Origin of the sequence: Bradyrhizobium sp. 35 (assembly GCF_023073215.1) — a bacterium.
GTDB classification, from domain to species: domain Bacteria; phylum Pseudomonadota; class Alphaproteobacteria; order Rhizobiales; family Xanthobacteraceae; genus Bradyrhizobium; species Bradyrhizobium canariense_D.
Genome location: NZ_JADPJC010000043.1, coordinates 86,211 through 100,606, shown reverse-complemented (window position 1 = coordinate 100,606; position 14,396 = coordinate 86,211). Strand labels below are relative to the sequence as shown.

Annotated in this window: 13 protein-coding genes; 10 read left to right on the top strand and 3 right to left on the bottom strand. The window is 64.4% G+C overall.

Features of this window, described 5'->3' with window-relative positions:
- Positions 1 to 116: 116 nt before the first annotated feature.
- Entirely contained in the window at positions 117 to 272 is a 156-nt protein-coding gene (locus IVB36_RS07050; RefSeq protein ID WP_007599832.1) for a Thivi_2564 family membrane protein, read from the top strand.
- A gap of 98 nt (positions 273 to 370) precedes the next feature.
- Here the strand turns inward: IVB36_RS07050 and IVB36_RS07045 are convergent, their stop codons facing one another.
- The 3 genes from IVB36_RS07045 to cysD all read right to left on the bottom strand — a co-directional run bounded on the left by IVB36_RS07045 (position 371) and on the right by cysD (position 5,561).
- Positions 371 to 2,536, bottom strand: a complete 2,166-nt coding sequence (locus IVB36_RS07045; protein ID WP_018454653.1) for a malate synthase G — start codon at positions 2,534 to 2,536, stop codon at positions 371 to 373.
- A 294-nt stretch (positions 2,537 to 2,830) separates the two neighbouring features.
- The gene (cysC, locus tag IVB36_RS07040) at positions 2,831 to 4,747 is read right to left on the bottom strand and encodes an adenylyl-sulfate kinase (RefSeq protein WP_018454652.1); all 1,917 of its coding nucleotides are present in this window, start codon (positions 4,745 to 4,747) and stop codon (positions 2,831 to 2,833) included.
- Positions 4,748 to 4,766: 19 nt separating this feature from the next.
- On the bottom strand, positions 4,767 to 5,561 hold the full coding sequence (cysD, locus tag IVB36_RS07035; RefSeq protein ID WP_026232781.1) for a sulfate adenylyltransferase subunit CysD: 795 nt from the start codon (positions 5,559 to 5,561) through the stop codon (positions 4,767 to 4,769).
- A gap of 245 nt (positions 5,562 to 5,806) precedes the next feature.
- On the opposite strand from cysD, the gene cysG reads away from it, so the two are divergent.
- The 9 genes from cysG (at position 5,807) to IVB36_RS06990 (ending at position 14,386) form a co-directional block, all read left to right on the top strand.
- On the top strand, positions 5,807 to 7,231 hold the full coding sequence (gene cysG / locus IVB36_RS07030; protein ID WP_018454650.1) for a siroheme synthase CysG: 1,425 nt from the start codon (positions 5,807 to 5,809) through the stop codon (positions 7,229 to 7,231).
- On the top strand, positions 7,228 to 7,545 hold the full coding sequence (locus tag IVB36_RS07025) for a DUF2849 domain-containing protein (RefSeq protein ID WP_007599842.1): 318 nt from the start codon (positions 7,228 to 7,230) through the stop codon (positions 7,543 to 7,545). Before cysG ends, IVB36_RS07025 begins: the two co-directional genes overlap by 4 nt.
- An 11-nt stretch (positions 7,546 to 7,556) precedes the next feature.
- Positions 7,557 to 9,212 (top strand): nitrite/sulfite reductase, encoded by a 1,656-nt coding sequence (locus IVB36_RS07020; protein WP_018454649.1) that lies wholly within the window; start codon positions 7,557 to 7,559, stop codon positions 9,210 to 9,212.
- The gene (locus IVB36_RS07015; RefSeq protein ID WP_018454648.1) at positions 9,199 to 9,714 is read left to right on the top strand and encodes a DUF934 domain-containing protein; all 516 of its coding nucleotides are present in this window, start codon (positions 9,199 to 9,201) and stop codon (positions 9,712 to 9,714) included. The genes IVB36_RS07020 and IVB36_RS07015 overlap by 14 nt, the downstream gene beginning before the upstream one ends.
- Positions 9,711 to 10,442, top strand: coding sequence for a phosphoadenylyl-sulfate reductase (locus tag IVB36_RS07010; protein WP_018454647.1), 732 nt, complete (start codon positions 9,711 to 9,713; stop codon positions 10,440 to 10,442). Before IVB36_RS07015 ends, IVB36_RS07010 begins: the two co-directional genes overlap by 4 nt.
- Positions 10,443 to 10,550: 108 nt before the next feature.
- The gene (locus IVB36_RS07005; RefSeq protein ID WP_018454646.1) at positions 10,551 to 11,564 is read left to right on the top strand and encodes a sulfate ABC transporter substrate-binding protein; all 1,014 of its coding nucleotides are present in this window, start codon (positions 10,551 to 10,553) and stop codon (positions 11,562 to 11,564) included.
- Between the two features lie 36 nt (positions 11,565 to 11,600).
- Complete coding sequence (gene cysT, locus IVB36_RS07000; protein WP_083926373.1) at positions 11,601 to 12,437, top strand: sulfate ABC transporter permease subunit CysT; 837 nt, start codon at positions 11,601 to 11,603, stop codon at positions 12,435 to 12,437.
- 10 nt (positions 12,438 to 12,447) lie between these two features.
- Complete coding sequence (cysW, locus tag IVB36_RS06995; RefSeq protein WP_018454644.1) at positions 12,448 to 13,359, top strand: sulfate ABC transporter permease subunit CysW; 912 nt, start codon at positions 12,448 to 12,450, stop codon at positions 13,357 to 13,359.
- Positions 13,349 to 14,386, top strand: a complete 1,038-nt coding sequence (locus IVB36_RS06990; RefSeq protein ID WP_026232778.1) for a sulfate ABC transporter ATP-binding protein — start codon at positions 13,349 to 13,351, stop codon at positions 14,384 to 14,386. Before cysW ends, IVB36_RS06990 begins: the two co-directional genes overlap by 11 nt.
- The last annotated feature ends 10 nt before the right edge of the window (positions 14,387 to 14,396 follow it).

The following is a 14,396-nucleotide window of genomic DNA, read 5'->3' as shown; positions in this document are numbered from 1 at the left end:
CTGATCGTAGAAGTACGTATTTACTAGAAGTTGCAAAGGGTTGCGTCGATGGAACCAAGCCACGAGCTGCGCGTTAGGAGACTGTCAGCAATTTTGCCTAAAGGGGGGTCCTAGCGATGCTGGTGGGCGTACTCGTCACCTTTCTCGTCGTCATTCTCGTACTTTACCTCATCAACATGCTGCCGATGGACGGCCGCGCCAAGCAGATCGCGCGCGTCGTCGTCATCATCATCGGCATCGTCTCGCTGCTGAAATATCTGGCAGTGTTTTAGCCGGGCGCTTAGCTAGCGCAACGAAAAAGCCCCGGCGCGAGCCGGGGCTTTTGGTGTTCTAGTCGGGTCGGCAGGCCGCCTTGTCAGCCAGGGCGTTGTCAGCCAAGGGCTTTGGCCTCGCGGCGGCGGGCGGTGAGGATGTATTCGGTGTAGCCGTTCGGCTGCTCGCGTCCCTTGAAGATGAGGTCGCTGGCCGCCTTGAAGGCTGTGCCGTCGAAGGCGGGCGCCATCGGCTTGTAGATGGGATCGCCCGCATTCTGCTTGTCGACGACCACCGCCATGCGCTTGAGCGATTCCATCACCTGCGCCTCGGTGATCACGCCCTGGTGCAGCCAGTTGGCGAGGTGCTGGCTGGAGATGCGCAAGGTGGCACGGTCTTCCATCAGGCCGACGTCGTGGATGTCAGGCACCTTCGAGCAGCCGACGCCCTGGTCGATCCAGCGCACGACATAGCCCAGAATGCCCTGGCAGTTGTTGTCGATCTCCTGCTTGACGTCGTCGGGCGCCCAGTTCGACTTCGACACGGGGATGGTGAGGATGTCTTCGAGCTTTGCCCGTGGGCCGCCCTTGGCGAGCTCCTGCTGGCGCGCGGTGACGTTGACCTGGTGGTAGTGCAGCGCGTGCAGCGTCGCGGCGGTCGGCGAGGGCACCCAGGCGGTGATAGCACCGGCCTGCGGATGGGCGAGCTTCTGCGCCAGCATGTCCGCCATCTTGTCCGGCGCGGCCCACATGCCCTTGCCGATCTGGGCATGGCCGGGCAGGCCACAGGTCAGGCCCATATCGACGTTCCAGTCCTCATAGGACTTGATCCAGGGCTGCGCCTTCATCTCGTTCTTGCGGATCATCGGACCCGCCTCCATCGAGGTGTGGATCTCGTCGCCGGTGCGGTCGAGGAAGCCGGTGTTGATGAACATGATGCGCTTGGAGGCGCGCTGGATGCAGGCCTTGAGGTTGACGGTGGTGCGCCGCTCCTCGTCCATGATGCCGACCTTGAGCGTGTTCTCGGGCAGCGACAGCATCTTCTCGACGCGGTCGAAGATCTCGCAGGTCAGCGACACCTCGTCGGGGCCGTGCATCTTCGGCTTGACGATATAGGCCGAGCCGGTGCGGCTGTTCTTGACCTTGGAGTTGCCTTTCAGATCATGGACAGCAAGAAGCCCGGAGACGGCGGCGTCGAGCAAGCCTTCCGGAATCTCCTCGCCCTTGTCGTCCAGCACCGCGTCGGTGAACATGTGGTGACCGCAATTGCGCATCAGCAGCAGGCTGCGGCCGTGCAATTTCACTTCGCCTTTGCCGTCAGGCATCTTGTAGCTGCGGTCGGCATTGAGCGAGCGCGTCAGCGTCTTGCCGCCCTTCTCGAAATCGGCCGACAGCGTGCCGTTCATCAGGCCGAGCGTGTTGCGATAGACCAGCACCTTGTCCTCGGCATCGACGGCAGCGACCGAGTCTTCCATGTCGAGAATCGTGGAGACGGCGGACTCCATGACCATGTCCGCGACGCCGCCCGGATCGTCCTTGCCGATCGCGCTGGTGCGGTCGATTTTTACCTCGACGTGCAGGCCGTTGTTGACGAGCAGTACCGCGCTCGGTGCGGCTGCGTCGCCCTGGAAGCCTGCGAATTGCGCGGCGTTCTTCAGGGCGGTGGCGTTGCCGCTCTTCAGCTTCACCGCGAGCTGGCCCGCGACCACGCTATAGGCGGTGACGTCGGTGTGACTGCCGGTCGCCAGCGGCACGGCGGCATCGAGGAACGCTTTTGCCTTGGCGATCACCTTGTCGCCGCGCGCCTTGTTGTAGCCCTTGCCGCTCTCGGATGGATCGTGCGGGATCGCGTCGGTGCCGTAGAAGGCGTCATAGAGCGAGCCCCAGCGCGCATTCGCCGCGTTCAGCGCATAGCGTGCGTTGGTCAGCGGCACGACGAGCTGCGGGCCGCAGATCTTGCCGATCTCCTCGTCCACATTGGCGGTCTCGACCTTCTGCGTCGCCGGCTCCGGGAGGAGATAGCCGATCTCCTTCAGGAAGGCGGTATAGGCGTTGAGGTCGAACGCCTTGCCCTTGTTGGCCCGGTGCCAGTCGTCGATCTTGGCCTGCAACGTGTCGCGCACCGCCAGCAGCGCGCGGTTCTTCGGCCCCAGCTCCTTGATGATGGCGGCGAGCCCGGCCCAGAACGCATCCGGCGCGATCCCCGTCTTCGGGGCCGCTTCCTTGGCGATGAAATCGAACAGGACGGGAGCGATCTTCAGTCCGTGGGCGTCGACGCGTTTCATGATGGGCTTTCTTGTTGGAAATGGCTGTTTTTGGCTGCTTTTGACCCGACAGCAGCAAAATGCGCTCCAAGGAGCGGCTTTCGGGGTCTTATTAGCCCCAAAATCGGGGCCGTGAGAAGGCCCCCAAAAGTTGTCAAAATGTCAAGGCGAGGTGGGCGGCCCACGCACGGTGTCATTCCCCGCGAAGGCGGGGAAATCCAGTACGCCGCGGCCTCTCGCCTGAATCACTGCTGTCGGTGGAATGCTGGGTCGCCCGGTCAAGCCGGGCGACGACAGCGGAGCAGCAGCCCGGCTTCAAATATTCGCGGCGAGGTCCACGAGTTCGTCGAACAGCACGCCGGTCGTCTTGAGCATCTGTTCGATCTCGTCCGCCGCCTCGGCGACCGTCCGCGTCGAGGTGTCGATCACGAGCTCGGCGGCCTCGGGCCGCTCGTAGTCGGTGCCGATACCGGTGAACGACGCGAGCGTGCCGGCGCGGGCCTTCTTGTAGTGGCCCTTGGGGTCGCGCTCCTCGCAAATTTCCGCCGGCGTCGCGACGTAGATCTCGCGGAACGACGTGTCGGCGATGCGGCGCGCGGTGGCGCGGTCCTCGCGGGCGGGCGAGACGGCGGCGACAATGGCGATGTGGCCGTTACGGGCGAGATGCGTCGCGACTTCGGCGAGGCGGCGGATGTTCTCGCTGCGATCGGCGGCCGAGAAGCCGAGATCGCTGTTGAGCCCGGCACGCAGCGTGTCGCCGTCGAGCAGGATCGGTGAGCCGCCATTGCTGAACAACCGCCGCTCCAGCGCCTTGGCTAGAGTCGACTTGCCGGAGGCGGGGAGGCCGGTGAGCCAGACCACGGCGCCGTTGTGACGATAGCGCGCGGAGCGTTCGTCGGGCCGCAGCGCGGATTCCACCGGCACGATGTCGACGGGCAAGGCGCGCTGGCCGGCATCGACCGACAGCACGAGACCGCCGCCGGCGATGCGCCCGGACACCTCGATCACGAGACGGCCGGTGCGCGGATTTTCCGTGTAGGGATCGGTGGCAATCGGATTCGAAAGGGATATGTCGATCTCGCCGACATGGTTGCGGCCGATTGCCTTGTTCTCGACGCTCGACAGCTCACCGGGATCGACCGCCTTCTCGATGGCGACGACGGTGGCACGGCTTTCCTTCGGTCCGCAGCGAACCAGGAGCTGGTCGCCCTTGGCCAGCGGCTTGTCGTGCAGCCAGAAGATCCGCGCGCGCAGCCGTCGTGTCTCGCGCGGCGCGCTGTTGGCATGCGCGATGATGTCGCCGCGCTCGAGGAACAGCTCGCGGTCGAGCGTGATGCCGACCGAGCGGCCCGCACCCTGGCGGCCTGCGACCGGCGTCACCGGCCAGCTCTCGACCGTCTTGATTCTGGCGATCTTGCCGGCGGGCATGATCACGATTTCGTCGCCGGCAACCAGGCTGCCGGATTCGATCCGGCCCGCCACGATGCGGCGATCGTCGAATTTGTAGATCGCCTGCACCGGCAGCCGCAGCGCCAGCGCTTCCAGCGGCCGGGCCGGCTCGAGCCGGTCAAGCGCTTCGACCACGGTCGGACCCTTGTACCAGCCGATGCGGTCGGTGCGCTCAGCGACGCCGTCGCCCTCGCGGGCGGAAATCGGGATCACGGCCGTGGGCTTCACACCGAGGCCTTGCAGATGCGCCGAGATCTCGTCGCTGATCTCCTTGAAGCGCGCTGCGGAGAAGTCGACGCGGTCCATCTTGTTGACGACGACCGCGACCTGCTTCACGCCGAGCAGATGCAGGAGATAGCCGTGCCGCCTCGTCTGGTCGCGCACGCCTTCGAGCGCGTCGATGATCAGCACCGCGCCGTCCGCCTGCGAGGCGCCGGTGATCATGTTGCGCAGGAATTCGGCGTGGCCGGGCGCGTCGATCAGTACGATGTCGCGCGAATTGGTGCGGAAGCGGATCTGCGTGGTGTCGATGGTGATGCCCTGGTCGCGCTCGGTCTGGAGCGCGTCGAGCAGAAACGACCATTCGAACGGCATGCCGCGCCGCGCGCTGACGGCCTTGAGCATGTCGAGCTTGCCGTCGGGCAGGCTGCCGGTCTCGTGCAGCAGGCGGCCGACCAGCGTCGACTTGCCGTGGTCGACATGGCCGACGATGACGATGCGGACCTGCGGACGCGTGGTGCCGTTCGGGGTGGCGGGCGATGCGGGGGTGACGATCATGTTCATACGACGCTCGCGTCCTTGATCAGAGATAGCCGGCGACGCGCAGGCGCTCGAAAGCGTCCTCGGTCTCGTGGTCGAGCGCGCGGCCGGAACGTTCCGGCACCTTGGTCTGCTCGAGTTCGATCAGGATCTCGTCGATAGTCGACGCGTTTGAGGCGACCGGATTGGTGATGTCCTGATCGCCCAGCGAGCGATAGCGTTTGCCGTTTTGCGACAGATACAGCGGGATGATCGGGATGTTCTCGCGCTTGGTGTAGGCCCAGATATCGGACTCGGTCCAATGCAGGATCGGATGGATGCGCAAATGCGCGCCCTGCGGCGGCGACGCATTGAAATGATCCCAGAACTCCGGCGGCTGGTCGCGCACGTCCCAATTACCCTCCAAGCCGCGCGGCGAGAACACGCGCTCCTTGGCGCGCGTCGCCTCCTCATCGCGGCGAATGCCGGCGATCAGACCGTCGAAACCGTATTTGGCGAGCGCCATCTTGAGGCCCTCGGTCTTGCGCGCGGCGGAACGGGCGGCGGGCGGCAGCGTTGGGTCGACGGCATCAATCGGCGGGCAGGGCTCGACGCGCAGATCGAGATCCCATTCCTTGCCGTAGTGATCGCGGAAGCGATACATCTCCGGAAACTTCTTGCCGGTGTCGACATGGAGGGCCGGGAACGGCAGACGGCCGAAGAATGCCTTGCGCGCCAGCCAGATCATGACATTGGAGTCCTTGCCGAGCGACCACAGCAGGGCGATCTTCTTGAGGCGGCCGAAGGCTTCGCGGAAGATGTAGATGCTCTGGGCCTCGAGCTGGTCGAGATGGTCCATGCTCGGGGCAAGGTCAGAAGAAAATTCTTGCGCGGGCACGCGCTCGGCGAGAGCGGGGCTGCTCAGCCCGCCAGCAGTGGAATTGTCCTTGAGAAGATGCATCTCTGCCACTTTGCGTTTGGAGGCGAAAATTCTATAGTTGCGGTGCAAGAGAGAAGAAAAAATTTTCTCTTTGCGCGCCTGAAACGACACATATATAGAAAATAATTCCAGTCAACCCCGCATGTGGGGTAAGCGAGTATCGTATGCGGTTCTTGCCCGTGTTCCTCGATCTCAAGGCCGGTCCGGTGGTCCTCATCGGTGCGGGTGAGCTTTTGCGCGCCAAGCTGCGCGTGCTGACCGCTGCCGGTGCGCGCATTCGCGTGCATGCGATCGATGGCAATCACGACCTGGGTCTGAGCTCCGAGGACGCGGCGCGTATCGACATCTCGGCCACCGATCCGCTGACCGCCGATCTCTCGGGAATCATCGCGGTGGTTTGCGCCGGCGCCGGCGATGTCGGCGTGGCGATGTCGGTCCGCGCCAAGGCGCTCGGCCTGCCGGTCAATGTCATGGACGATCTCGAGCATTCGAGCTTCATCTTTCCGGCGATCGTCGATCGCGGCGATGTCGTGGTCGCCGTCGGCACTGGCGGCACGTCGCCGGTGGTGGCGCGGCGCGTGCGCGAGAAGATCGAGGCGCTGCTGCCGGCGCGCATCGGCGAGCTCGCCGAGTTCATCGGCGGCTTCCGCAAATCCATCAACGAACGTATTGCCGAGTTTCCGCTGCGCCGCCGCTTCTGGGAGCGCGTCATCGACGGCCCGATCGGTGCCGCCGTATTGGCCGGCCGCAAAGGCGAGGCGGACGCAGCGCTCAAGGCGATTTCAGATCCATCCGCGTTCGCGCGGGCCGACAAGCCGGAAGGATCCGTCGCGCTGGTCGGCGCCGGGCCTGGCGATCCGGATTTGCTCACCATCAAGGCGTTGCGCGCGCTCCAGGATGCCGACATCGTCTTCCATGACGAGCTGGTCTCGCCTGAAATTCTCGACCGCATCCGCCGTGACACCACGCGCGTGCCGGTCGGCCGCCGCGTCGGCAAGCCCGGCATCGGGCAGGACGCCATCAACAAGCGCATGATCGAGGCCGCGCAATCCGGCCAGCGTGTGGTGCGGCTGAAGGGCGGCGATCCCTTCGTGTTCGGCCGCGGCGGCGAAGAAGTCGAAGCACTTCGTGCCGCCGGCCTTGCCTATTCGATCGTTCCCGGCATCACCGCAGGTCTCGGCGGCGCCGCCGATTTCGAGGTGCCGCTCACCTATCGTCACGAAGCAACGCGCATCACCTTCCTCACCGCGCACAAGGCGCGCGACGCAGAAGTCGTGGACTGGTCGACGCTGACCGACGCCAGGATGACCGTCGTGGTCTACATGGGCATGACGGCTGCGCCGGCCATACGCGCCGGCCTCTTGGCCGCCGGCCGTTCGCCGGAGACGCCGGTCGGCGTATTCGCCCGCGTCACGCGTCCCGATGCGCAAGGCGAGATCGGCACGCTGCGCGATCTGCCCGAACTGGTCCGCCGGACCAACGGCGGTCCCGCCATTCTCATCATCGGCGATGTGGTCCGGCATGCCGGCTCGCTTCGCCGCCAAACCCCAAAGCAAATCATCTCTGACCTATTGGATGCAGCCGAATGACCTCCCCGCTTGAACAGAAGAAGATCAAGATCGCCGGCCCCTCGGTCGTGACCGCCAACCGCACCTGGGACGGCATCGTGGTTTACCGCACCGCCGCCAAGAGCTGGTCCGCGGACCTGTCGGAAGCCGCGATCGTGCGCAACTCCGACGAGGCGAAGGCGTTGCTTGCGGAATCCGTTGCCGATGACGTCGGCGCGATCGGCCCCTATATCGCGCCGGTACAGGTCGGTGCAGACGGCAAGGTCGAACCCGGAAATCTGCGCGAACAGATCCGCCGCACCGGCGTGACCATCGGACAGCCGGTTCAGGTTTAAGGCGCTTTCTTATGTATGCTTACGATGAAATCGACCGCACGCTCGTCAACGAGCGCGTCTCGGAATTCCGCGACCAGGTGAAGCGCCGCCTCTCCGGCGAGCTCACCGAGGACGAGTTCAAGATCCTGCGGCTGCAGAACGGCGTCTATCTGCAACTGCACGCCTATATGTTCCGCGTCGCGATCCCCTACGGGACGCTGGCGTCGAACCAGCTGCGGGCGCTCGCCCACGTCGCGCGCAAATACGACCGTGGCTACGGCCATTTCACGACGCGGCAGAACATCCAGTTCAACTGGATCAAGCTCGCCGAATTGCCGGATGCGCTGGCCGATCTCGCCGAGGTCGGCATCCATGCGATGCAGACCTCCGGCAACAACATGCGCAACGTCACCTCGGATCAGTGGGCCGGCGTCGCGCCCGGCGAGATCGAGGATCCCCGCATCTGGTCGGAGCTGATCCGCCAGCACACCACGTTGCATCCGGAATTCTCGTTCCTGCCGCGCAAGTTCAAGATCGCGATCACCGCGTCGGACCACGACCGGGCCGCGATCAAGATCCACGACATCGGGCTGAAGCTGATCAAGAACGAGAAGGGCGAGACCGGCTTTGAGGTGCTGGTCGGTGGCGGGCTCGGACGCACGCCGTTCATCGGCAAGACCATCAAGCATTTCGTCCACGGCCGCGACATTCTCAGCTACATCGAGGCGATTCTGCGCGTCTACAACCAGTACGGCCGCCGCGACAACATCTACAAGGCGCGCATCAAGATCCTGGTGCACGAGCTCGGCATCGAGAAGTTCTCGCGCGAGGTCGAGGAGGAGTGGCAGCACATCCGCAACTCCTCGCTCCAGATCGACGACGAGGTGGTCGAGGACATCCGCTCGCGCTTCACCTATCCTGCCTACGAGAAGCTGCCGCACATGCCGGACGAGCTGCGCCAGGCCGCGGCCGATCCCGATTTCGAGGCATGGCGCAAGAACTCGGTGGCCCCGCACAAGGCCCAGGGCTATTCCATCGTCACGATCTCGCTGAAGCCGATCGGCGCGCCTCCGGGCGATGCCACCGCCGAGCAGATGGATGCGCTCGCCGATCTCGCCGACGAATACTCCTTCGGTGAGATCCGCGTCGGCCACGAGCAGAACCTCGCTCTGCCGCATGTCGCCAAGCGTGACTTGCCGGCGCTGTGGAAGGCGCTCGACAAGCTCGGGCTGGCGACGCCGAACGTCAATCTGATCACTGACATCATCGCCTGCCCGGGTCTCGACTATTGCTCGCTGGCCAATGCGCGCTCGATCCCGATCGCGCAGGAACTGACGCGGCGCTTCGCCAATCATGAGCTGGCCAATCTGATCGGCCGGTTGCACATCAACATCTCCGGCTGCATCAACGCCTGCGGCCATCACCATGTCGGTCATATCGGCATTCTCGGCGTCGAGAAGAACGGCGAGGAGGTCTACCAGATCACCATCGGCGGGCGCGCCGACGAGAGTGCCGCACTCGGCAATCTGATCGGCCCCGGCGTCAAGTTCGACGAGGTCGCCGACGTCGTCGAGGACATCGTGGAAGCCTATCTGGCGCTGCGCGAGCGGCCCGAAGAGCTGTTCATGGACACGGTAAAACGCCTCGGCGTCGAACCCTTCAAGGAGCGCGTTTATGCCACTCGTTAACGGCGGAAAGATCGCCGACGACAGCTTCGTCAAGCTCGCCGTCGACACGCCGCTGCCCGAGGGCGGCGACATTCTGGTGCCGGCCGAGCGTTTCGTTGGCGAGGCGGATGCGTTGCTCAAGCGGACCGGCAAGGTCGGTGTGATCTGGCCGAACAATCGCGACATCGCCGAGCTGGTGCCCTATCTCGGCAAGATTGCCGTCGTCGCGCTGGTGTTCCCAACCTTCCGCGACGGACGCGCCTACAGCCAGGCGCGGCTGCTGCGCGAGCGTTACAATTACCGCGGCGAGTTGCGTGCGACGGGCCAGATCCTGCGGGACCAGTTCGTGTTCATGCTGCGCGCTGGCTTCGATTCCTTCGACGTCAAGAAGCAGGCCGACGCGGAAGCGTTCATGCAGACCGCGAAGCGCTATTCGGTCTTCTACCAGCCCACCGGCGATGGCCGCATCACGGCGCTGCACCGGCGCATGCAGCTGCGTCATTCCGAGGGTGTCGGCACGTGAACGCAATCGCGTCTCCAATTTCGGCAATCTCCGCCTCGGCGCTGCCCTCGGCGGAGGACCTCGATCGCGCCTTGCGCGATGCCTCGCCCGCCGAAATCATCGCCGCTGCGCTGAAGACGGTCGGGCGCGACAAGCTTGCGCTGGTGTCGTCCTTCGGTACGGAATCGGCGACGCTGCTCAAGGTGATGGCGGATGTCGATCCGGCGATCCCGGTGATCTTCCTCGACACCGGCTGGCTGTTCGAGGAGACGCTGGCCTATCGTGATACGCTGATCGCGACGCTGGGCCTGAAGGACGTCCGCTCGATCAAGCCTGCCGAGGAGACGCTGTCGCGCGGAGATCCCGACCGCGACCTCTGGTTTTCCGATCCCGACGCTTGCTGCCGTATCCGCAAGGTCGAGCCGCTGGCGCGGGCGCTGAAACCGTTCGATGCATGGCTCAACGGCCGCAAGCGCTTCCAGGGCAACTCGCGCGCCGACATCCCGGTGGTCGAGGACGACGGTACGCGGTTGAAGTTCAATCCCTTCGCCAATGTCTCGCGGGAGGAACTCGAGGCGATTTTCGCCCGCGCCAAATTGCCGCGTCATCCCCTGGTCGCGTCGGGATTTCTATCGGTTGGGTGTATGCCTTGCACGAGCAGAACGGCCGAAGGCGAGGATGAGCGTGCCGGTCGCTGGCGTGGCCGGGCCAAGACGGAATGCGGCATCCACACGATGAAGACTTCGTAGCAAAGTTACGCTGCCCGGCTACGAACAAGAAAATCCGGTTCCGTTGACTTAAGCGCGTTTCGCCCCGAGTTATGCCTGCCATCGATGACGCCGACGTCATTGATGTGAATGGAGATGGACATGATGCGTCGTATCGTTCCGCTCGCGGCAGGACTGCTCGTGACAGGCTTGTTGGCAAGCGCGGCTCTTGCCGCTGACATCACTCTGCTGAACGTCTCGTACGATCCGACGCGCGAGCTCTATGTCGAGTTCAACAAGGCGTTCGCGAGTGCCTATCAGAAGGAAACCGGCAAGAGCGTCGAGATCAAGCAGTCGCATGGGGGCAGCGGTTCGCAGGCGCGCGCCGTGATCGACGGATTGCAGGCCGACGTGGTGACGCTTGCGCTCGCCTACGACATCGACGCCATCGCGGGCAAAGGCCTCACGACGGCCGACTGGCAGAAACGGTTGCCGCAAAACTCGTCGCCCTATACCTCGACCATTGTGTTCCTGGTCCGCAAGGGCAATCCCAAGGCCATCAAGGACTGGGACGATCTGCTCAAGCTCGGCGTCGCCGTGATCACGCCGAACCCGAAGACGTCAGGCGGCGCGCGCTGGAATTATCTGGCCGCCTGGGGCTTTGCGCAGAAGAAATACGGCTCGGCGGACAAGGCCAAGGATTTCATCGGAAAGCTCTATCAGCAGGTGCCGGTGCTCGACACCGGTGCGCGCGGCGCGACCGTGACCTTCGTCGAGCGCGGCGTCGGCGACGTGCTGCTCGCCTGGGAAAACGAGGCGTACCTGGCGCTCAAGGAATTCGGTCCGGAGAAATTCGAGATCGTGGCGCCGCCGCTCTCGATCTTGGCGGAACCGCCGGTGACGATCGTCGATAAGGTTGCCGATAAAAAAGGCACCCGTAGTGTCGCCGATGCCTACCTGCAATATTGGTACACCAAGGAAGGTCAGGAAATCGCGGCGCGCAACTTCTATCGTCCGCGCGATCCCGAGATCGCCAAAAAACATGAAAACTCCTTCGCGAAGGTCGAGCTGTTCACGATCGACGAACTTTTCGGCGGCTGGACCAAGGCGCAGAGGGAACATTTTGCCGACGGCGGCGTCTTCGATCAGATCTACAAGAACTGATCGGGCGCTGTCGGCGGGGCTTAAACAGGGGGCCTGGTGAGCGCAATCGCAGCACGACGCCGGACATTGCCGGGCTTCGGTCTCACCATGGGGCTGACGCTATCCTGGCTGTCGATCATCATCCTGATTCCGCTCGCCGGCCTGTTCCTGAAATCGGTCGAGCTGAGTCCCGAGCAGTTTTGGAACATCCTCTCCAGCCGCCGCACCCTGAATGCGTTGCGCGTGTCCTTCGGACTCGCCTTCGCAGCCGCCTGCGTCAATCTGGTGATGGGCAGCATCATCGTCTGGGCGCTGGTGCGCTACCGCTTCCCCGGTCGGCGGCTGTTCGATGCCATCGTCGACGTGCCGTTCGCGCTACCTACGGCGGTTGCCGGCGTCGCGCTGACCGCGTTGTTCGCCGAGAAGGGCTGGCTCGGCGCGCCGCTTGCGGCGGCCGGCATCAAGGTGGCGTTCACGCCGGTCGGCATCTTCGTCGCCATGATCTTCATCGGTATCCCGTTCGTGGTGCGCACGGTGCAGCCGGTGCTCCAGGATCTCGACCCAGAGATCGAGGAGGCCGCGGGCAGCCTTGGCGCGAGCCGCTGGCAGACCATCATTCGCGTGATCCTGCCCTCGCTCGGTCCGGCGCTGCTCACCGGACTCGCGCTCGCCTTCGCGCGTGCGGTCGGCGAATACGGCTCGGTGATCTTCATCGCCGGCAATCTGCCCAACGTCTCCGAGATCGCGCCGCTGCTGATCGTGATCCGGCTCTCCGAATTCCGCTATGCCGATGCGACCGCCATCGCGGTTGTCATGCTGGTCGTGTCCTTCGTCATTATCTTCGCGGTCAACCGGCTCCAGCGCTGGGCGCAGAGCCGGATTCCGGTGCGGTGAGGACGGGGCCATGACGATGCAGATCGCAGATTCCGTCCCACTCCCGGCCTCCGACGCCAAGGCACGCGCGTACGCAGCCGCCGCGCGGAACAACCTTCGCACCGAACCGCGCGCGGTCCGCATCGTCATCATCGCGCTGGCGATGACCTTTCTATCAGTCTTCGTCGTGTTGCCGCTGGTCGTGGTGTTCGCGCAGGCCTTCTCGAAGGGAATTGGCGCTTATTTCGCCGCGCTGACCGACCCGGAGGCGCTGTCCGCGATCAAGTTGACGCTGTTGGTTGCTGCAATTTCCGTCGGCCTCAATCTCGTCTTCGGCCTGGTCGCGGCTTGGGCGATTGCAAAATTCGAATTCTCGGGCAAGACCTTCCTGATCACGCTGATCGATTTGCCGTTCTCGGTCAGCCCGGTGATTTCGGGCCTCGTCTTCGTGCTGCTGTTCGGCGCGCAGGGCTATTTCGGCGGCTGGCTGCGCGATCACGACATCCAGATCCTGTTCGCGGTGTCGGGCATCGCGCTTGCGACCACCTTCGTGACCTTCCCCTTCGTGGCGCGGGCGTTGATCCCGCTGATGCAGGAGCAGGGCACGCAGGAGGAGGAGGCCGCGATCTCGCTCGGCGCCTCGGGCCTGCAGACCTTCTTCCGCGTCACGCTGCCCAATATCAAATGGGGCGTGCTGTACGGCGTCCTGCTCTGCAACGCGCGCGCGATGGGCGAGTTTGGCGCGGTCTCCGTCGTTTCCGGCCATATCCGCGGCGAGACCAACACGATGCCGCTCCTGGTCGAGATTCTCTACAATGAATATCAGTTCGTCGCGGCGTTCGCGATCGCCTCGCTGCTCGCGATGCTGGCGCTGATCACGCTGGTCGCGAAAACCGTTCTCGAAAATCATCTCGACGAAGGACATGACGCAAGTGAGCATTGAAGTCAGGAATCTCGTCAAGAAGTTCGGCAGCTTCAAAGCTCTCGACGGCGTCGACCTCAAGGTCAATGACGGCGAGCTGCTCGCGCTGCTCGGTCCGTCTGGCTCCGGCAAGACCACGCTGCTGCGGATCATCGCGGGGCTGGACTGGCCCGATTCCGGGGAGGTATCTTTCAACGGCGAGGACGCGCTGGCGCAGGGCGCGCGCGAGCGGCACGTCGGATTCGTATTCCAGCACTACGCGCTGTTCCGCCACATGACGGTGTTCGAGAACGTCGCCTTTGGCCTCCGCGTGCAGCCGCGCGCGATCCGCAAGGACGAAGCGACCATCCGTGCGCGCGTCAAGGAGCTACTCGATCTCGTGCAGCTCGATTGGCTCGCCGACCGCTACCCGAGCCAGCTCTCCGGCGGCCAGCGCCAGCGCATCGCGCTGGCCCGCGCGCTCGCGATCGAGCCACGTATCCTGCTGCTCGACGAACCCTTCGGTGCGCTTGATGCCAAGGTGCGCAAGGAGCTGCGTAAATGGCTGCGCTCGCTGCACCACGAGATCAACGTCACCTCGATCTTCGTCACCCATGACCAGGAGGAGGCGCTCGAAGTCGCCAACCGCGTCGTGGTGATGGACAAGGGCAAGATCGAGCAGATCGGCTCGCCCGATGACGTCTATGAGAGCCCGGCGACCGCCTTCGTCCACAGCTTCATCGGCGAATCCATCGAGCTTCCGGTCCTGATCGCCGACGGCGTCATCAGGCTTGGCGACCGGCCGCTTCAGCTCGCGGCAGATGGGCTTGCGCCTGGCGCGTCAAGACTGTTCGTGCGGCGGCACGACATGCTCGTTGGCCCGCCCGGCAGCGGTGCCTTCGAGGGCGCCGTGCAGCACGTCCGGAATTTCGGTCCCGTGCAGCGGGCCGAGGTGGCATTATCAGGCGGAGAGACCATCGAGATCGACGCTCCGCGGGACAGGGAACTGCGCGCCGGCGACACGATCGGCCTGGAGCCCCGCCGCTACCGGATATTTGGGGGCGCCTGAGCGGGGTCAA

Excerpts from the sequence above, each read along its gene's own strand:
- cysW (WP_018454644.1), top strand. The coding sequence starts at position 12,448 with ATGACGATGCAGATCGCAGATTCCGTCCCACTCCCGGCCTCCGACGCC.
- cysC (WP_018454652.1), bottom strand. The coding sequence starts at position 4,747 with ATGAACATGATCGTCACCCCCGCATCGCCCGCCACCCCGAACGGCACC.
- cysD (WP_026232781.1), bottom strand. The coding sequence starts at position 5,561 with ATGGACCATCTCGACCAGCTCGAGGCCCAGAGCATCTACATCTTCCGC.
- IVB36_RS07045 (WP_018454653.1), bottom strand. The coding sequence starts at position 2,536 with ATGAAACGCGTCGACGCCCACGGACTGAAGATCGCTCCCGTCCTGTTC.
- cysG (WP_018454650.1), top strand. The coding sequence starts at position 5,807 with ATGCGGTTCTTGCCCGTGTTCCTCGATCTCAAGGCCGGTCCGGTGGTC.
- IVB36_RS07025 (WP_007599842.1), top strand. The coding sequence starts at position 7,228 with ATGACCTCCCCGCTTGAACAGAAGAAGATCAAGATCGCCGGCCCCTCG.
- IVB36_RS07005 (WP_018454646.1), top strand. The coding sequence starts at position 10,551 with ATGGAGATGGACATGATGCGTCGTATCGTTCCGCTCGCGGCAGGACTG.
- IVB36_RS07050 (WP_007599832.1), top strand. The coding sequence starts at position 117 with ATGCTGGTGGGCGTACTCGTCACCTTTCTCGTCGTCATTCTCGTACTT.
- IVB36_RS07015 (WP_018454648.1), top strand. The coding sequence starts at position 9,199 with ATGCCACTCGTTAACGGCGGAAAGATCGCCGACGACAGCTTCGTCAAG.
- IVB36_RS07020 (WP_018454649.1), top strand. The coding sequence starts at position 7,557 with ATGTATGCTTACGATGAAATCGACCGCACGCTCGTCAACGAGCGCGTC.